13 protein-coding genes and 1 other RNA gene are annotated in these 18,971 nt (G+C 32.6%); 7 read left to right on the top strand and 7 right to left on the bottom strand.

Going from position 1 to position 18,971, the window contains the following annotated elements:
- Positions 1-171 precede the first annotated feature (171 nt).
- Positions 172-2,379: a tetratricopeptide repeat-containing hybrid sensor histidine kinase/response regulator gene (locus C8P67_RS08540; protein WP_115812363.1), complete on the top strand. Its 2,208-nt coding sequence runs from the start codon at positions 172-174 to the stop codon at positions 2,377-2,379.
- 81 nt (positions 2,380-2,460) lie between these two features.
- Here C8P67_RS08540 and C8P67_RS08535 read toward each other — a convergent pair whose 3' ends face one another.
- Both C8P67_RS08535 and C8P67_RS08530 read right to left on the bottom strand, forming a co-directional pair.
- Positions 2,461-3,711: a DEAD/DEAH box helicase gene (locus tag C8P67_RS08535; RefSeq protein ID WP_115812361.1), complete on the bottom strand. Its 1,251-nt coding sequence runs from the start codon at positions 3,709-3,711 to the stop codon at positions 2,461-2,463.
- 110 nt (positions 3,712-3,821) lie between these two features.
- A complete protein-coding gene (locus C8P67_RS08530) occupies positions 3,822-4,862 on the bottom strand; it encodes a formimidoylglutamase (protein WP_115812359.1) in 1,041 nt (346 codons plus the stop codon).
- Between the two features lie 87 nt (positions 4,863-4,949).
- Between C8P67_RS08530 and C8P67_RS08525 the strand changes: the two genes are divergently transcribed.
- Positions 4,950-5,825 carry a hypothetical protein gene (locus C8P67_RS08525; protein ID WP_115812357.1) on the top strand — a complete coding sequence of 292 codons (876 nt, stop codon included), beginning with the start codon at positions 4,950-4,952 and terminating at the stop codon, positions 5,823-5,825.
- A gap of 77 nt (positions 5,826-5,902) precedes the next feature.
- Here C8P67_RS08525 and hutI read toward each other — a convergent pair whose 3' ends face one another.
- Together hutI and C8P67_RS08515 are read right to left on the bottom strand one after the other, a co-directional pair.
- On the bottom strand, positions 5,903-7,141 hold the full coding sequence (gene hutI / locus C8P67_RS08520) for an imidazolonepropionase (protein ID WP_115812355.1): 1,239 nt from the start codon (positions 7,139-7,141) through the stop codon (positions 5,903-5,905).
- A 94-nt stretch (positions 7,142-7,235) separates the two neighbouring features.
- Entirely contained in the window at positions 7,236-8,288 is a 1,053-nt protein-coding gene (locus C8P67_RS08515; protein ID WP_115812770.1) for a glutaminyl-peptide cyclotransferase, read from the bottom strand.
- An 87-nt stretch (positions 8,289-8,375) separates the two neighbouring features.
- Here C8P67_RS08515 and ffs point away from each other — a divergent pair.
- The 3 genes from ffs (at position 8,376) to fsa (ending at position 10,236) form a co-directional block, all read left to right on the top strand.
- An RNA gene (gene ffs, locus C8P67_RS08510) (signal recognition particle sRNA small type) lies at positions 8,376-8,473 on the top strand.
- A 161-nt stretch (positions 8,474-8,634) separates the two neighbouring features.
- Positions 8,635-9,438, top strand: a complete 804-nt coding sequence (locus C8P67_RS08505) for an SDR family oxidoreductase (protein WP_115812353.1) — start codon at positions 8,635-8,637, stop codon at positions 9,436-9,438.
- A 141-nt stretch (positions 9,439-9,579) separates the two neighbouring features.
- Entirely contained in the window at positions 9,580-10,236 is a 657-nt protein-coding gene (gene fsa, locus C8P67_RS08500; protein WP_115812351.1) for a fructose-6-phosphate aldolase, read from the top strand.
- A 254-nt stretch (positions 10,237-10,490) separates the two neighbouring features.
- Here fsa and C8P67_RS08495 read toward each other — a convergent pair whose 3' ends face one another.
- The 3 genes from C8P67_RS08495 to C8P67_RS08485 form a co-directional block, all read right to left on the bottom strand.
- Positions 10,491-11,966 (bottom strand): MFS transporter, encoded by a 1,476-nt coding sequence (locus C8P67_RS08495; protein WP_115812349.1) that lies wholly within the window; start codon positions 11,964-11,966, stop codon positions 10,491-10,493.
- Positions 11,967-12,284: 318 nt separating this feature from the next.
- Complete coding sequence (locus C8P67_RS08490) at positions 12,285-12,986, bottom strand: LytR/AlgR family response regulator transcription factor (RefSeq protein WP_115812347.1); 702 nt, start codon at positions 12,984-12,986, stop codon at positions 12,285-12,287.
- The gene (locus tag C8P67_RS08485; RefSeq protein ID WP_115812345.1) at positions 12,976-14,016 is read right to left on the bottom strand and encodes a sensor histidine kinase; all 1,041 of its coding nucleotides are present in this window, start codon (positions 14,014-14,016) and stop codon (positions 12,976-12,978) included. The genes C8P67_RS08490 and C8P67_RS08485 overlap by 11 nt, the downstream gene beginning before the upstream one ends.
- Before the next feature lie 281 nt (positions 14,017-14,297).
- Here C8P67_RS08485 and C8P67_RS08475 point away from each other — a divergent pair, with 281 nt between their 5' ends.
- Complete coding sequence (locus C8P67_RS08475) at positions 14,298-17,360, top strand: SusC/RagA family TonB-linked outer membrane protein (protein ID WP_115812341.1); 3,063 nt, start codon at positions 14,298-14,300, stop codon at positions 17,358-17,360.
- Between the two features lie 12 nt (positions 17,361-17,372).
- On the top strand, positions 17,373-18,935 hold the full coding sequence (locus tag C8P67_RS08470) for a SusD/RagB family nutrient-binding outer membrane lipoprotein (RefSeq protein WP_115812339.1): 1,563 nt from the start codon (positions 17,373-17,375) through the stop codon (positions 18,933-18,935).
- The last annotated feature ends 36 nt before the right edge of the window (positions 18,936-18,971 follow it).

Genomic DNA, 18,971 nt, shown 5'->3' with positions numbered 1-18,971 from the left:
TGATTTTTAATGTTTTTATAAAATCATATTTGTTGAAATAATAAAAGCAGTTACTTCTTAAAAAAGTAGTTGCTTTTTTGTTTTAAGAGTAAAGTTAAATTTCAAAATATTCTTAACAAAAGTGTCACAAAAATTTATAATTTGATGTATATTTGAAAAAAAACTTCTATTATGCCCCGAATAAGGATAGTTTTATTATTTGCTTTGTGGTTAAATGTTTTTGGTTCAACTGTAATTGGGCAAACTCAGCTATCTCCCAAAAAGGAAATTTTAAAATTAAATTCATCTGCAGTTAGACATAGAGAATCTGGTGATTTTGAGAAATCGCTGCTGATCTCTAGAATAGCTTTGCGCAAGGCAATTTTTCTTAAAGACAATATTCTTATTGCTGAAAATTATAATAATGTCGCCGCTAATTTTAATGCGTTGGCTCAATTTGACAAGGCTGTTTTTTACTACAGAAAAGCTTTAAGTTATGCTGATTTAACTGAAAATGATACCATAAAGCAAAGGATAAATAACAACCTGGGCAACATGTATTGTTTTGAAAAAAGAAAATTTTCTACTGGTATTATTTATTATAAAACCGCTATTGAATACGGTAAAAAAATTTCAGATTCCACACAGCTGGCTTTTACTAATCTTAATTTAACCTGGGCTCTTTTTGATACAGGCAAGTTTAATGAAGGAGAAGAAAGCTTGAAACTCATTAATTCCTATTATAAAAATCATAAAAATGGATCTTTAGCTGTAGTGCTGAATATGCTGAACGGCATGTATTATAATTTTAAAAATGAAGATTCAACAGCTGATTTTTATTTTAGAGAAGCTATATGGCTGGGAAATGACAAGCAGGGAAAGTCAGATTTGTCCTATTCGCATTTAGAGTACTCAAAGCTACTGATGAAGCTAAAAGATTATAAAAATGCTTATGATCATCTGGAGATTTATACCCGTCTTAATGATGAGCTTTATGCAGAGGAAAAATTAGAAAAAGCGAATATTGAGGGAATTAATTTTCAGTTAGATGAATATAAAAGAACTATTGATAAAATTGAATATGAAAAAGATCTGCAGTTTCAGAGTTTAAAAAAATCCCGAATTATTGTTCTGCTGTTTATTATTGCCATTTTTGTTTTATTGCTTTTTCTGAATTCATTAATCAAAAACAATAAATTTAGACTAAAATCTAATTCTGATCTGTTAACAGCAAATAAGGAGCTGATTATTGCAAATAAAAAAGCCGAAGAATCAGCCTTATTGAAAACACAGTTTGTATCTACAATAAGCCATGAATTGAGAACACCGCTGTATGGAGTTGTCGGTATAGCTGATCTGCTTTTGGAAGAACACAAAGAACTATCCCATAGTCCGCATTTAAATTCACTCAAATTTTCTGCACGCTATTTATTGTCATTGGTGAATGATATTCTGCAGATTAATAAAATTGAAGAAAATAAAATAGTTTTGGACAGATTGATATTCAATTTAACTGATGAGTTTCATATGATAAAAGATTCATTGTCTTTTATTGCAAAAAAAAATAATAACATCATAAACATACACGTTGATCCATTAATTCCAGAAAGTCTTATTGGGGATAAACTTCGATTTGCCCAGATTTTGATGAATTTGGTGAGCAATGCCTTGAAGTTTACTAAGGATGGAAAGATTGATATTATAGCTAAACAAATTGCAGTAGAAGGAGAGATGCATTCTATTGAGGTTAAAATAAAAGATAATGGGATAGGTATTGCCGATGTAGATCAAAATAAAATTTTTGATAAGTTTGTTCAAGTAGGTAGGAAAGAGCTTGATTATCAAGGAACAGGTTTGGGATTGTCTATTGTAAAAAGATTGTTAGAACTTTTTGGCAGTGATATTACTGTTGAAAGCGAATTGGGATCAGGAACTGTTTTTGCTTTTTGTATTAATTTTGAATGTAATTTTATGGTAACTAATGAAATAATAAACAATATACAAGTGGATGTAACATCTAATGAAATATTTAAAGTGCTTGTGGTCGAAGATAATCCTATTAATCAATTGATCACTAAGAAAACTATCGAGAAAAATGGCTATTCCTGCCAAGTAGTTGATGATGGTTTTAAGGCTTTGGAAATTTTGGCACAAGAAGAATTTGATATTATTTTAATGGATATCAATATGCCTGTGATAAACGGATTTGAAACTTCAAGGCGAATAAGAGCAGAAGGAATTGATACTCCTATAATAGCGTTAACAGCTTTTGACAAAAACGAAATAACAGATGAAGCTATAATGGCTGGAATGAATGATATTATTGTTAAACCATTCGAATCCATTCAGTTGTTTAAAATTATGAACAGCCTCATTTTAAAATCAAAAAGCCTTGTTTGATTGATTTGATTTAAATGGTTAACATAAAAAAAGCATCTTTTAAATGATTTTAAAAGATGCTTTTTTAATTATTGTATAGTATTAATACCAGCGTTTTTTGTTTTGTTTCGATGCATTTGATTTTCTCGATTTGTGGGCACCTCCGCTGCGATTTGAATTTTTAGGCGGACTGCTCTCAGCTGCTGGATTTCCGGAATGCCACGGATATGGATGATTATCTACAGTTGCTACATCTACTTTTATCAGCTTTTGAATGTCTTTCCAATAGTCTTTTTCATCTTTACTGCAGAAAGAAATTGCTATACCACCGTTTCCTGCACGGCCCGTTCTTCCAATACGGTGTACATATGTTTCAGGAATATTAGGCAGATCAAAATTAATAACAAAAGGCAATTGATCAATATCTATACCGCGGGCTGCAATATCCGTTGCAACGAGAACGCCTACTTCTTTATTTTTGAATGCATCTAAAACACGCTGTCTTGCATTCTGTGATTTATCTCCATGTATGGCTTCGGCAGGAATATCTTTCTTTCTCAAAGCTTTAACTACATTGTCCGCGCCATGTTTTGTTCTGGAGAAAACTAGAACATTTGATAAATTTTCATTTTTTATCAGATGATAGAGTAAATTTCTTTTTTCGGTTTTTTCAACAAAATAAACGCGCTGTTCGACATTTTCTGCTGTTGATGAAACAGGCGATACTGTTACGGTTTCTGGATCTGTCAGAAACATTTCGGCCAATTCTCTGATTGCTATCGGCATTGTTGCTGAAAAGAAAAGAGTCTGTCTGTTTTTTGGCGTAAGCTTTACAATTTTTTTGACATCATTTACAAATCCCATATCCAGCATCTGGTCAGCTTCATCTAATACTAAAGTATGTAAATGATTAAGATCAAGAAAGCCTTGCTTGTGCAGGTCTAATAAACGTCCTGGCGTTGCTATTACGATGTCAACTCCATTTTTTAATGCATCAACCTGCGGGTTTTGTGATACACCGCCAAATAGAGTTAATTGAGTCAAATTGGTGTATTTGCCATACGTATCAAAACTCTGTCCGATTTGAACAGCTAATTCTCTTGTAGGAGTAACAACAAGTGCTCGAATCACCTTAGCTTTTTTTGTAGAACCTACAATTCTATGCAGCTGATGAATAATTGGAATGGCAAATGCTGCCGTTTTTCCTGTTCCTGTCTGTGCGCAGCCAATCAAGTCTTTTCCAGCCAATACAATTGGAATGGATTGTTCTTGGATAGGTGTTGCTTCTGTATAGCCTTCTTCAAATACGGCTCTTTGTATACTTTTTGAAAGTGATAAATCTTCGAATAACATATTTTTGATATTAAAATATCTTGTATTTAGTACATAGATAAGGGCGCAAAGATAGTGTTATTATTTTGGATGAAAATTATTTTGATTTTAGCAAGTGTTCTTTGCTGAAATTATAATTCAATTGAATTATGTGATTTCATAAAATCGGTTACTAAATAGCCTATGAGCTTTCCAATTAAATGATTGTTTTTTTCTTCTCCTAAATCTGGAGCTCCCTCACAAATATGCAGGTAGGCAGCATTTCTATTCTTAGCAAAAAAAGAAACAAACTGACGGAGTTCTTCAATCGAAAAACCGCTTAGAGTCATTGCGCTGCTTGCAATATTAGGAATTGCATCTAAATCAATTTCAATCCCGAAAGGATCATTTTTAATGAAATCAAGAGCAGTAACCATTTCTTCAGAAAAGATTTTTTCTTTTCTGATGTTAACGCTGTCGTAGGTATTGTATCGAACCCGATCTTCGATCTTTTTTATAATATCCAAAACACTTTTCGAAGTGTAATTTTCATGAAGACCAAAAATGAAATATTTTTTTAAAAAACCTTCCTCAAATGCATATGAAAAACCATTACCGCTATGTCGTCCTTCTAAAATCCTAAAATCAGAATGAGCGTCAAAATTGACAGCATTGATGGCTTTGCCTTTTGCCAAAGCGGCACCTTTGATATTTCCGTATGAGTTATTGTGCCCTCCTCCAATTACTATAGGAATTTTTCCGGCTTGAATAATTTTGCAGATAATATGTGAAACTTCTTTGTCAATTTTTTCAACTAATTGACTTAATTTTGATCGGTCATCAATATCATTAAAGTCAAGATTTTCGACTTCTTTCATTTCTTGTTTTAGATCCAGATGGCCTAAAACAATAATTTGATTTCCTTTTGAAAAACGATTATGCTGTATATTGGAAATGCTTTGGATTGCGCTTTGCCATGCAGATGCGGCTCCAGGCCTTCCATAATTAGCCCTAACTCCTATATCTTCCGGTATCCCAAATAAAACGAATTTTGCTTCACTGTTTTTTATAAAATTAAATGGTTCTGCATCTTTGGGTACAACAAGTATTTTTTCTCCAAATTTAATCTCACCGCTTCTATGGCTTGTTATTTTTGCTAGGTCGTTAATATTGAATGTAATAAGTTTTTCCATAAAAAAAATATTTCTCAAAAATAATATAATTGATTTAAGTTGCGTTATATATATTATTAAATTTGTAAAAAACAATTATATTTCAACATGGAAAATCAAAAAAACAATTCAAGTCTAAAAGCTGTAATAGCTGTTTTGGCAATATTATTAGTAGGGAGTTTAGTTTATATTTTCAAAATGTCTTCAGAGGTTGAAACTGTTCATACTGAAATTGTGAAAGTAGGTTCTGAGAAAGAGTCTGTGATGAAAGATCTTCAGGATCTTAAAGCAACTTATGATGCTGCATTATCAGAAAACACTTCTATGTCTGAGGAGTTACTTCAGGAAAGAGATAAAGTAGTAAATTTGATGGATGAGCTTAAAAAATCAAATGGTGACATGTCAAAATACAGAAACCAAGTGAAGTCTTTACAAGGTCATATGAAAGAATTGATGGCTGAGAATGAAAGTTTAAAAAAGCAAAATGTTACATTAACTACTCAACGAGACAGTACTGTTGTTGTTTTAGGAGAATCAAAAAAATTCAATGAAGTTTTGGTTGGTCAAAATGAAGAACTATCTAAAACGGTTGAAAAGGGAGCTAAATTATCTGTTTTAAATCTGCAGACTGCTGCTTATAAATTAAAAAGCTCTGGAAAAGAAATTGCGACAGACAAAGCAAGCAGAGCAAATGTTCTTAAAATAAGCTTCACTATTGCTGAAAATTCAATTGCAAAATCAGGTGATAAAGATTATTATGTGCAGGTAATTGATAGTAAAAACAATGTTTTGGGCGAAGCTAAAAAAGTTACTTTTGGAGAAAAAGAATTGTCTTATAGTTTTATTTCAAGTGTAAAATATGAAAACAAAACAGTTCAGGTTTCTCAGGATTTAGCAGGAAAAGATTTTGCAAAAGGTCTATATGCGGTAAACGTTTTTGATAAAGATCAATTAGTTTCATCTACAAGTTTTTCTTTGAGATAATATAAAACTAATATTCAAAAAAAAGCGGTATTCAACTAGAATACCGCTTTTTTTATGCTTTAAATTTTTTTATAAAATTAAATAAAAATTTTTCCGTCCAGAATTACAGTATCAATTAAATTACTGCCAAAGGCATAGGGTAATTGGTAGTAAGAAGGGATTTCTTTGGTAATGATTAGGTTTGCTTTTTTTCCAATTGTAATGCTTCCATGCGTATTGGAGATTCCCATTGCATAAGCGCCGTTAATTGTTGCGGCATTTATAGCTTCTTCAGGAGTCATTTTCATTTTAATACAAGCTGTGGCCACTACAAAATTCATATTGCCGGATGGAGTAGTGCCGGGGTTAAAATCGGTTGCAAGTGCCAATGGAAGCCCTGCAGCTATCATTTTTCGTGCCGGAGTATATGGAATACTAATGAAGTATGAACAAGAAGGTAAAGCTACCGGCATTGTTTCGGTGTTTTTTAGAGCTTCAATGTCCTCGGGATTCATAATTTCTAAATGGTCTACAGAAAGCGCATTGTATTTTACTCCAGCTTGAATTCCTCCAATTGAATTAAACTGGTTAACATGGATTTTTGGCTTTAAGCCAAATTGAATTCCCGCTTCCATAATCTGTTCTGTTTCTTCGACTGAGAAATACCCGCTTTCGCAAAAGATATCAATAAAGTCGGCTAATTTATTTTTAGCAATTTCGGGAAGCATTTCGTTTATGATGCAGTCAATATATCCTTTTTTATTGTCTTTAAAAGCACTAGGGAAGGCGTGTGCGCCAAGAAAAGTTGCTTTTATTGTTACAGGGTAATTTTGAGATAATTGTTGAATAACACGAAGCATTTTGAGTTCTCCTTCAACAGTCAAACCATAGCCTGATTTAATTTCGACTGCTCCAGTTCCTAAGCGCATCACTTCTTCAAGTCTTGCTTTTGATTGCTTGTAGATTTCTTCATCGGAGGTTTCGTTCAGCTTTTTGGCCGAATTTAAAATTCCGCCGCCACGATTGGCAATTTCTTCATAACTCATTCCGTTAATGCGGTCTACAAATTCCTGTTCGCGATTACCAGCGTAAACAATATGCGTGTGGCTGTCGCACCAAGACGGCAGTACTATTTTGCCAGTGGCATCAATAGTTAGATCAGCAGACAATTTCGGTAAATTGTCCATAGAGCCAAAATCGGCAATCAAATCGTTTTTAATGAGTAAAAATGCATTTTTGATTGTTGGTAAAACAGCCATTTCTGCTCCAGAAACTTTTAAAACTGAATTTTCACGAATTTGGAGCAGTTCTTTTATATTGGTAATAAGAGTAGTCATTTTTGTTGAATATTATATAAAAAACAAATTTCACAAATTTTCATTTAGAAATGTATGAAAACTTGTGAAATTCGTAAAATTGCTTGGTTTTGTATTATTCCGAAACAGTTATTTCAAACATTTTGCTCCAGTTTTTACCCGTAACAAAAATGGTTTTAGTTTTTGGATTGTAAGCAATTCCGTTTAAAACATCATCAATGGTAATATCTTTCATGAATTTACGAAGACCCGACATGTCCAATATTCCTTCAACAGCACCAGTAACTGGATTTACAACAGCAATTGCGTCTTTCTGCCAAACGTTGGTGTAAATTTTTCCGTTAATCCATTCTAGCTCGTTGATAGCTTTTATTTTAGATTCTCCTGAATATACATTGATATAATCTATCATCTTTTGAGTTTTTGGATCCATTTTCCAAATTTTCTCTGTTTTATCTGTTTGATAAATATAAGTACCGTCATTTGTCATTCCCCATCCTTCAATATCTTTCTCATACGTAAAGGTTTTTTCTAATTTCAATGTTTTGGCATCATATACAAAACCTGTTCTTTCCTGCCATGTCAGTTGGTATAATTTGCCATTAATAAAGGTAATCCCTTCACCAAAATATTTTTTATCTAAATCAATCTGTTTGTAAATTTTTCCTGTTTTATAATCGTATTTTCTAAAATAAGATGTTCCATGTTGACCTGTGCTTTCGTATAAAGTATCATTATGGAATTCTAAGCCTTCGGTAAATGAAGCGGTATCGTGTGGAAATGTATTAACGATTTTATAGTTCAGTAATTTTGGAGTGACATTAGATACAACTTCAATTCTTTTGGTTGCATCTGATGAATCTGAACCAAAATAAACAGTTGCTTTCAGGAATTGATATCCTAATATTTGGTTTTTCAAGTCAAACTTGAATTTTTCAGTCCCTTTAGTACTTCCAACTTTTTTATCGTTTACAAAATAAGTAATACTGTCAATTTCTTTCGATTTTGGATTTAAAATACCGATTGAAATCGATTCTGGAGATGTAAAATGCGCAGGAAAAGCAGAATCATCAATAGTAAATAAAGAATTTTCACCTTTTTTTGTGTCTCCACATCCAATTAATGCTATTCCTAATGAAATGGCAATTAAGAAGTTATATTTTTTCATGATTTGATTTTTAAAAAGACCAATATACAACGTTATTTTATTAGAGCAAAGCGCTTGCAAAAATATAAAAAGGTTGTATATTTGCATCGGCAAGTCCTACACGACCAGCTCCTGCAGACTCCCCCAGGATGGGAACATAGCAAGGGTACGTGGTTGAGCGGTGCGATGTAGATCGCTTGCCATTTTTTCTTTTTTTAATCCAATAATTTTGTGAATATAGTCTTCCCTCGGGAGGATTTTTTTATTTTTACCCGTTGCCAAAATTCAAAAAAGCAAAATTCAAAAGACAAAAGGCAAAGAGCGAATAACGCTGGCTGTGAATAATTCACAATTAATAAATTTAATAATGAGCAAAGTAGTATTAATTACAGGAGGATCATCAGGAATAGGGAAGTCTATCGGTGAATTTTTGCATCATAAAGGTTTTGTGGTGTATGGAACGAGCAGAAACCCAGAACGAGTACTTAATTCGGTTTTTCCATTAATTGCTTTGGATGTGAGGGATGCAGATTCTATTAATTCGGCTGTAGCCAAAGTTATTGAAGTATCAGGAAGACTTGATGTTGTAATTAATAATGCAGGTGTTGGTATTACAGGTCCTTTGGAAGAAATTCCGATGGAGGAAATTAAAAATAATTTTGAAACCAATTTTTTTGGACCAATAGAAGTAATGAAAGCGTCGCTGCCACAAATGCGGGAACAGCAATCGGGATTGATTATTAATGTTACTTCCATCGCGGGATATATGGGTCTGCCGTATCGCAGTGTTTATTCAGCATCAAAAGGAGCTTTGGAATTAATAACCGAAGCTTTGCGTATGGAAGTAAAGCCGTTCGGAATTCAAATTACAAATATTGCGCCGGGTGATTTTGCTACTAATATTGCAGCCGGACGTTTCCATGCGCCAGTTATAAAAGGTTCAGCTTATGAGATACCTTACGGTAATAATCTAAGAACTATGGACGAACATGTAGACAGCGGAAGCAATCCAAATGAAATGGCAGAAGCTGTTTATGCGGTTATTCAAAATCCAAATCCAAAAATTCATTATAAAGTTGGTGCTTTCATGCAGAAGTTTTCTATTGTATTAAAGAGGATTCTGCCCGACAAGGTATATGAAAAAATGCTAATGAATCATTATAAACTTTAGCTGTTCAAAATAAAGAAACAATGAGAATTTGAATTTTGTTTTTTGAAATTGAAATTGCCATTGAAATTACCGCTGTTATTGATATTGATTTCGTAATTTTGCACCGAATTTTTTAAACACACAATTAAACAATACTATATTATGAAATTTTTTATTGATACAGCTAATTTAGCTCAAATTAAAGAAGCACAGGCATTAGGCGTTTTAGACGGAGTTACTACTAATCCATCATTGATGGCTAAAGAAGGAATTACAGGGAAAAACAATATTCTAAAACATTATGTTGACATCTGTAATTTGGTTGATGGTGATGTAAGCGCTGAAGTAAATGCTTTGGATTTTGAAGGAATGGTTAAAGAAGGTGAGGAGTTGGCTGAATTACATGACCAAATCGTGGTAAAATTGCCTATGACTAAAGAGGGTGTAATGGCTGCTAAATATTTTTCTGACAAAGGAATTAAAACAAATGTAACTCTTGTATTCTCTGTAGGTCAAGCTTTGTTGGCTGCTAAAGCAGGTGCAACTTATGTTTCTCCTTTTGTTGGCCGTTTGGATGATATTTCAACTGATGGTTTGAATTTAATCAGCGAAATTAGAGAGGTTTATGATAACTACGGTTATGAAACTGAAATATTAGCTGCTTCTGTGCGTCATACTATGCACATTGTAAACTGTGCTAAACTTGGTGCAGATGTAATGACAGGACCTTTATCTGCAATTTACGGTTTGTTGAAACACCCATTAACAGATATTGGATTGGCTCAGTTTGTTGCTGATTTCGAAAAAGGAAATAAGTAAAAAGTATTCAGTTTTCGGACTGCAGTATTCAGTCAGGATAACTTATAAAAAAGTCCCATTTCATTGTGAAATGGGACTTTTTTTGTTTTTACATTAATTTTTAAAAATTCTGTATTTGATTATAGATTCAATAAAAATATTATATGTGATTCTCAGCGATTTGAATCAGAGATATGAAAAAAGTCCCATTCTGGTTTTAGAATGGGACTTTTTTGAATTCATTTTACTGAATACTGCAGTCTGAAAACTGAAGGCTAGTGTCCTCCGCCTTCACTTACAACATGACTCACGCCTTGTTTTTTTAATATTTTAGGGCAGTAGAAACCATAAAATGCTAAATAAGCAAAGCCAAGAAGCGGAACTATATATGAGAAATGTGTATAAGTAATACCAAATATTCCATTTGGATTAGTTAAGTCTAAATCACATATTTTTCCTTGCAAAAGCGGAACTACTCCACCGCCAAGAATCATCATAATTAAGAAAGATGATGCCTTTCCAGTGTTTTTTCCAAGACCCGCAATGGCTAAGTCGAAAATAGATGGCCACATGATAGATAAAAATAATCCGCCAGAGATAAAAAAGAATTTAGCAATTTCAGGATTTGGCCAAACTAATCCGGCAACCATCATTAATAAACCAAATACACCGAAAAGCATTAATGTTTTTCCAGCATTTTTACCACCTGCAAAGCTTACTGCTATAAATAATAATATCCAGATTGGATAGATATAAAATGAAGAAACATCATGAGCTGCAAAAATGTTTGCACCAATAATAACTCCAAAACCTAAAGCAGGCACTATGAATTTAAGAGCGATATTTACTAAATTAGAGGTATTAAAAACATTCACTCCGCCATTCCAGCGTCCAATCATTAAACTTCCCCAGTACAGAGCAATAAATGGAGCAATAGCATCTTCTAAGATATTGCCAAATTCATTTGTGTGCAGTAAAGCCGGGAGATTACTTATGATAGTAACTTCTGTTCCAACATAAATAAAGATTGCTAACATTCCAAGATACAATTGAGGGTAATCCAAAATGCTGAATTTAGCATGTTTGTGTTCAATTATAGCTTCTTCTTCATCAGCTTTAGCAGGGTCTTCAATTTTAGAAAAATTCATGAAAACCGCAACTATGATAAATGCAAGACCTAAGATTATAAATGGTAATTTGATGTCTTCTAATGAAAGAGTTGTTTTTTTATTGTCTCCCATTCCAAAAAGAGCAATTCCTAATAAAATTGCACCAATTGTTGTACCGAAAGAGTTTACACCTCCAGCTAATGTTAAACGGTGAGCTCCAGTTGTTGGACTTCCCATTTTAATGGCTAGCGGATTAGCAACAATCTGTTGAATAGAGAATCCTAAACCAACAGTAAATAAAGCTGTTAGAAAGAAAGGGAAGCTTTCCATTGTTGCAGCGGGAACGAATAAAAAGGAACCTACAGCAGAAAGTAATAAACCAGCAGAAAGTGTTTTTTTATATCCGAATTTTTGTAAAACATCGGATTTTAAAGAAATTAGGAAGAATATTATTGATCCTACAAAATAAGCAGCATAAAATGCCCAAGCAACTAATTGTGACTGCACTTGAGATAATGTAAATACTTTTTTAAAAACAGGAATTAGGATGTCATTGGCAGATCCAACAAAACCCCAAAAAAAGAAGACGATTATCAATGAGATAAACTGTCCCCATTTGGTTTGCACATTTTCTGAACTCATAATTTAAAATTTAATTTTTTTGGTTATTATTAATTTTTTGATGCTGCAAGACTGTAAATATATTTGTTAAGAATTTCAAAAAAAAATTTTAAGATATAAAGTTTTTTACTTTTATATAAACGACATTATTTTGTCAACAAATGGCGTTTTTATTGCTTTTTTGTAGGTGAAAAATCGTTGTAGAATGTACTTTTTGTAACGAAAATTGATGTTTTTTATTAAAAAAATAAATGTAAAATACACATTTATGTAAAGGCTTTAGGTAGTAATTTAGATATACTTTTTAACCTGAGTTAAGTAATATTTTTAATGCGAATTTTATTCTAGGATTTTTGTTTTTACTTCTTTGCTGTAATTCCTTCCGATGGGGATCGTATAAGAAAAAATTTGAATTCTGTTTCCTTCTATTGATTTAACTTTGTTTAATGCAATTGTATACGATTTATGAATACGCATAAAGCGATCAGATGGCAGCTCATCTGTCAAGGAGGTTAATGATTTGTGGGTGATATAGGTTTTTTCAGGGGTGATAACTTTAATATATTCTTTCATTCCTTCCACAAAAAGAATTTCATCAATATTAATTTTAACCATTTTTTTATCCACCTTGATAAATAAGTGTGGCTCGATACGATGATTTTCAATTTTAATATTGTTTTTTAAATTGTATTCAGCTTCAATTTTGTGGATACATTTTATGAAGCGCGGTAGTGGAATTGGTTTTACTAAATAATCAAGTACTTCAAGATCGTAGCTTTCGGCAGCAAATTCTCTAAAAGCAGTAGTAATAATAATTCTAGTCTTTTTTTCTAATAGGCTTATTAATTCAAAACCAGTCATCATTGGCATATTTATGTCAAGAAATACTGCATCAACAGTATTCGAATTAATAAAATCAAGCCCTTCTAATGAATTATTGAATGTTCCAATTATCTCAAAATCCGTAAAATTAGCAAAGTAATTTAGCAGGACTTTTATAGCCAAAGGTTCATCGTCTATTAATACACATTTAATCTTCATTATATAAAGGTATTTGCATTTTGATACTATAAAAGTTGAATTTTATTTTTTGCTGAATAATAAAATTGTTTTTGAAAATAAGTTTTAATCTTTTTTTGGTATTCGATAAACCTATTCCTTTTTTGTTTGTTATTGGAGGTGAAATTACAAAATTATTTATTATTTCAAATTCGAGCTGGGAATTTCTGACTCTGAAATTGATTTTAATTTTGAGTTTTTCGTTATTTATTCCACCATGCTTAAATGCATTTTCTATCAGTGAAATGAATAATAAGGGAGGAACATTTATATTGTCGATATCGGATTCGAGATTAATCCTAACCTCTACATCTTGAAAACGAAGCTTCTCAATTTCTATATAATTTTGAATATAATCGATTTCTTTAATTAAAGGAACAAATTTATCATTATCAACATCGTATAATACATATTCCATCAGATTTGAAAGTTTAATGATAACATCAGGAACTTTATCTGAAGCTTCTAGAGAAAGAGCATAAAGATTATTTAAGGTGTTAAAAAAGAAGTGTGGCTGAATCTGATTTTTTAAATACTTCAGTTTTATTTTATTCTGATTTTCCATTATAGCTTTGTTGCGGTCCCTTTCTCTTAGCCATGTTAACATCAAATAGATTGACGAAGCAATTGCTAATACATAAAGTTCTCCTATACAGACCGCTACAATATGGTTAATCTCGAATGGGCTGTAATCTCTATTTGCTTCTGGCCATATATTTTTTGAAATGATGTAATAAGTCAGTCCTGTTTTTAGCAAGTAAACAACTCCTAAACTTGCAATAAGCGAGAATGTATATTGTATGTATTTCGATTTTAATACAAACATTGGAATCAGTATCAATAAATTGAAATAGACCAGCGGTATGTGCAGGGCAAACTCAATCAAATTCGATTTGAAAGAATACTTATAGTCATTAAAATAAGCTCCCCATCTTAAAAAATTCAGCATGAAATAAATCAGCCAGAACCATATATGGTTTTGAAGTTTTATATGGAAATTTATTTTCTTCATTTTAATCTTGTTTTAATTTTTAAAGAATTAAAAAGTCATCTGTTAGGCATAATATTTTGCAACAATAATCATTTTGTCATTAAAAATGGTCTTTTGGTGAATAAAAAAATGCAAAATTGGAATAAACATGAATATTATATATTAGGAAAACGTTTTCGGAAAACGCATTATTGAATGAAACATGCTGTTTGTTTAAAAAACAATGCCGTTGGTTTAATTTATTTTTTTTAACAATACGTTAAGAATAATTTTACGCTATAACTAACAAAAATAATTTAAAAATGAGAAAAATTTTTTTAATCGTAATGGTTATTTTTACTGCGCAGATTACTCTTGCTCAGGTAAAAACAATCAAGGGTTTGGTTTCTGATGCTACGGGGACACCGATATCGGGTGCGAATATTAACGTAAAAGGCGAAGTAAACGGAGTCTCAACAGATTTTGACGGTAAATTTTCGATAGAAGTTAATTCTGGAGCAACATTGGTGATTTCCTATTTAGGGTATGTATCGCAAAACGTTGTAGTAGGAGAGTCTTCTACAGTCAATGTAAAGTTGAATTCAGCTGAGTCTACAGCTTTGACAGAAGTTGTTATAACTTCATTAGGTTTAAAAAAATCTAGAAAATCACTTACTTATTCGGCACAAGAATTAAAAGCGGAAGAGTTGACAAGAGTTAAAGATGCCAACTTAATGAATACTGTTGCTGGAAAAATTGCTGGAGTTGCAGTAACGAGAAGTTCTTCTGGTGTTGGAGGTTCTACTAAAGTGGTAATTCGTGGAAACTCTTCTGTGAGTAATAATCAGCCGCTTTATGTAATTGACGGGGTTCCTTTTATTAATATTTCTGCAGCACAGCCAAATGATCCGTTTGGTAGTACAGCTGGTGGAAATAATGATGGAGGTGATGTTGTGTCTTTATTGAATCCAGATGATTACGATGGCATGACTGTTCTTAAAGGAGCTTCTGCTTCTGCTTTGTATGGTAGTTTGGGGGCTAGCGGAGTTGTAATGTTAAACTCTAAAAAAGCTAAAGATGGTGTTGCAAGAGCGAAATTTTCTTCGGTTACTTCTGTTGAAAACGCTGCTTATTTACCTGAATTTCAAAATTCTTATGTAGCTGGAGATAAAAGTCCTGTAACATGGGGGAAAAATCCAGACGGAACTTATAAAAAAGGCGCTAGCGGAATTGATGTGGAAGATTTTTTTAATACAGGTGTAACTCAGATATCTTCATTAGGTTTTTCTGTAGGGACAGATGTTGCTTCAACTAATTTAACTTATGCTAATACAACTGCAAGCGGGATTATCGAAGGAAATAAGTTGAATAAAAACAACTTTGGGATTAATCAGACTGCTAAATTTTTTGATAAAAAATTAATTGTAAATGCATCTGCAAATTACGCTTCACAATCAATTAATAATAGACCTGTGAATGGACTTTATTTTAACCCATTACCTGGATTGTATGCTTTTCCTAGAGGAAATGATTTTAATGAATTTAAAAATAATTTTGAAGTTTTTGATGAAGCTAGAAATATTTATAAGCAAAACTGGGTAAACGGTTTGGTTACTGAATATACACAAAACCCATATTGGTTAATCAACAGAAATAAATCAGTTAATGAAAATACTTTTTTCAAAGGTACTGTTGCTGCTGATCTTAACGTTAATAATTGGTTAACTCTTACTTCTAGATATAGTTATAACTCTAGCGAAAGTGTTTTTGATAAAGAAATGTATGCCACTTCGGCGGCAGCACTTGTTCATCAAAATGGTAGATACGTTCATACAAATAGTTTGAGTACATTTAATTATGGTGATTTTTTAGCAAAAGTTAATACTAAAATAAATTCTGATTTTAGTTTCAATGGTATTTTTGGTACAAGTTTCTCAAAACTTTCATCTACTAATGGTACTATTCTTGATTCAGGAATTAATTCAGGAGGATTGAAATATACTAACTGGTTTACATTAGGAAACTTTATTAATAATGCTTCAAATCAGCAGGTTTCAGGTGGGAATAAAGAAATTCAATCCGTTTTTACAGCTTTGACTTTTGGATATAAAAATTACTTATATCTTGATGTAACAGGTAGAAATGACTGGTCATCTTCATTATCAAATACAGACACAAACTCTTATTTTTATCCATCTGTAGGTCTGTCAGGAATTGTAAGCGAAATGGTTGCGATGCCAGATTGGATAACTTACGGAAAAGTTCGTGCTTCTTATGCTCAAGTTGGTAATGATATTGATGCTAATATTACTTCCCCAGCAAATACAATTCTTGGAGGAAACATTGTAGCTCCGCCAATTGGTCCTAGACCAGGAGAATCTTTGAAACCAGAAAATCAAACAGCAATCGAATTTGGTACAGATTGGAAAATGTTTGATAACAGACTTGGTTTTGAATTGACTTATTACGATTCAAAAACAGATAATCAATTAATTACTGTTACAGCTCCATCTTCAGATCCTAACGGTTATCTTAATTATGCTTTTAATGGAGGGACTGTTCAGAATAAAGGTTTTGAAGCAGTAGTATATGGTACAATTGTTAAAAACGAAAAATTCTCATGGGATGCAACTTTGAATTATTCTCATAACCGTAATAAAGTTACTGGAATTCCAGAAGGTTTAGATGATGTATTGGTTTTGACTCCTTCTGGATCAAATAGCTATCAGTACGCATTAATTGAAGGACAGCCATTTGGACAAATAATGGGTAAAAATATTGTAAAAGATAGTCAAGGAAGAATTTTATTAAATGAAGCTGGTGATGTTCAATTAACTGATTTTGAAAAAGTAGGATGTGCAAATCCTGATTTCTTGATGGGTCTAGAGAATTCATTTAATTATGGTTCTTTTAATTTAAGGTTCCTTATTGATGCTAGATTTGGTGGTGAAGTAATGAGTGTTACTCAAGGTATACTAGATCAGGCAGGTGTGTCAAAAGCATCTGGCGATGTTAGAGATGCAGGTGGTTTTGTTGCTGTTAATGCACTTGCTTCTGACGGAGTAACTGCTGTTACTAAAATGGATGCGCAGAAATATTATGATAAAGTTGGAGGTAGAAGCGGTGCAAGTGGTGAATATGTATATGATGCAACTAATGTGAGTTTGAGAGAAATATCTCTTGGGTATACTTTTAATACAAAAAAGCTGCCTTTTGTAAATTCAGCTAGTTTGTCATTAATCGCACGTAACTTATTCTTTTTCTATAAAGACGCTCCATTCGACCCTAATGTTTCATTAAGTTCAGGAGAAGGTTTGCAAGGTGTTGATATCTATGGAATGCCATCTACAAAAAGTGTTGGTCTTAATTTAAATGTAACTTTCTAATATAACAAAATCATGATAATAAATAAATTAAAAACATCAGCAATCTGTATTTCTTTGCTTACCGCAGTAAGTTGTACAAATGATTTTGAGAGTATAAATAAAAATGAATACGGTGCTTCAAACAAAGATCTGGAGCAGGATTATAATAATATTAAGGCACCTTTCGGTCCAATGTTTTCTAATGTGCTTGTTCTTACGGCTTGGCCTTATCAATATCAGCAGAATCTGCAGGCAGACGTATGGTCTGGTTATATGGCATCTGGTTCGGGATTTGCAACAGGTAATAATCACACCTATTCATTTCGTGATGATTGGAATGTTCTAGCTTGGGATACTGCTTACAGAGAAATTATGGCAAATGCTTTGAGAGTTGAGCAAAGAGCAAAAGGTAAATATGATCAATTTTATTCTATTTCATTAATTATAAAAGTTGCAGGAATGAGTAGAATTACAGATATCTACGGACCAATTCTTTATTCAAAATACGGTACTCCCGGCACAGCATGGGAGTATGATTCTCAAGAGTCTGTTTATAATCAAATGTTTACTGAATTGGATTATGCAGTAAACGATTTGACTAAAAGAGTAAATGCTAACGAAGCAACTTTGTTTGAAGCAACTGATGTTTCTATATATAAAGGTAGTTATGAAAAATGGGCAAGATATGCAAACTCATTGCGTTTAAGATTAGCAATGCATATTGTAAAGATAAACCCAGCTTTAGCTAAAACTCAAGCAGAAAAAGCGGTTAGCCATCCTATTGGAGTAATGAAAGTGGCTAGTGATGCATTGATTTTAAATGCTGCAAATTATAGTAATCCAGTTACCGCTATTAGTCAAGTATGGACAGATATTAATATGTCTGCAGATATGGAATCCATTATGGGAGGATATAACGACCCTAGACTGGCTGCATATTTTAAAACAGCGCCAGCTTATCCTGGTCAATATAAAGGTGTCCGTAATGGAATTGATATTGTTGATGCACATTACAGAGATTTTGCAAAAGTAGATGCTAAACAAACCGTATGGATGACGACTGCTGAAGTTTATTTTTTACGTGCAGAAGGTGCGTTGAGAGGCTGGAATATGTCAGGTACTGCTCAAGCTTTGTATGAAGATGGTATTGCTGCTTCTTTTAATCAGCACGGTGTTTCAGGAGCTGCTGCCTATATTGAAACCACTGCTGTTGCAAAAGACTATGATGATCCTACTTCTACTGTAAACGATGCGGTGGCTGTCAATTTAGTTCCTGTAAAATATAATGCAGCAGGTACGAATGAACAACAACTTCAACAAATTATTACACAAAAATGGATTTGTGGTTTTCCAGAAGGCCAAGAAGCTTGGACAGAATGGAGAAGAACTGGATATCCTAAATTGTTTAAGATTGTTAAAAACACTAGTCCAGATATAATACCTACGAATCTTGGTGTTAGAAGAATAAATTTTGTTTCTTCTGAAAAAAATGGTAACCCTGTTGGTTTTGCTTCTGGTGAAAAATTAATTGGAGGCAAAGATAAAGACAATGGTGCAACTAGACTTTGGTGGGATACTACCGGACCTAATTTCTAATAATTAATAATAGTTATTTTTTATTCCAGACAGGCA

This window comes from Flavobacterium aquicola, assembly GCF_003385115.1.
GTDB lineage: Bacteria > Bacteroidota > Bacteroidia > Flavobacteriales > Flavobacteriaceae > Flavobacterium > Flavobacterium aquicola.
The sequence above is the reverse complement of the archived record's forward strand: the minus strand, read 5'-3'. Positions and strand labels throughout refer to the sequence as shown.

Coding starts and splice junctions, on each gene's coding strand:
- hutI (WP_115812355.1), bottom strand. CDS start 7,141: ATGACTACTCTTATTACCAATATAAAAGAACTGCTCCAAATTCGTGAA.
- C8P67_RS08525 (WP_115812357.1), top strand. CDS start 4,950: ATGGAAAATCAAAAAAACAATTCAAGTCTAAAAGCTGTAATAGCTGTT.
- C8P67_RS08515 (WP_115812770.1), bottom strand. CDS start 8,288: ATGAAAAAATATAACTTCTTAATTGCCATTTCATTAGGAATAGCATTA.
- C8P67_RS08490 (WP_115812347.1), bottom strand. CDS start 12,986: ATGAAGATTAAATGTGTATTAATAGACGATGAACCTTTGGCTATAAAA.
- C8P67_RS08535 (WP_115812361.1), bottom strand. CDS start 3,711: ATGTTATTCGAAGATTTATCACTTTCAAAAAGTATACAAAGAGCCGTA.
- C8P67_RS08530 (WP_115812359.1), bottom strand. CDS start 4,862: ATGGAAAAACTTATTACATTCAATATTAACGACCTAGCAAAAATAACA.
- fsa (WP_115812351.1), top strand. CDS start 9,580: ATGAAATTTTTTATTGATACAGCTAATTTAGCTCAAATTAAAGAAGCA.
- C8P67_RS08540 (WP_115812363.1), top strand. CDS start 172: ATGCCCCGAATAAGGATAGTTTTATTATTTGCTTTGTGGTTAAATGTT.
- C8P67_RS08505 (WP_115812353.1), top strand. CDS start 8,635: ATGAGCAAAGTAGTATTAATTACAGGAGGATCATCAGGAATAGGGAAG.
- C8P67_RS08495 (WP_115812349.1), bottom strand. CDS start 11,966: ATGAGTTCAGAAAATGTGCAAACCAAATGGGGACAGTTTATCTCATTG.
- C8P67_RS08475 (WP_115812341.1), top strand. CDS start 14,298: ATGAGAAAAATTTTTTTAATCGTAATGGTTATTTTTACTGCGCAGATT.
- C8P67_RS08470 (WP_115812339.1), top strand. CDS start 17,373: ATGATAATAAATAAATTAAAAACATCAGCAATCTGTATTTCTTTGCTT.
- C8P67_RS08485 (WP_115812345.1), bottom strand. CDS start 14,016: ATGAAGAAAATAAATTTCCATATAAAACTTCAAAACCATATATGGTTC.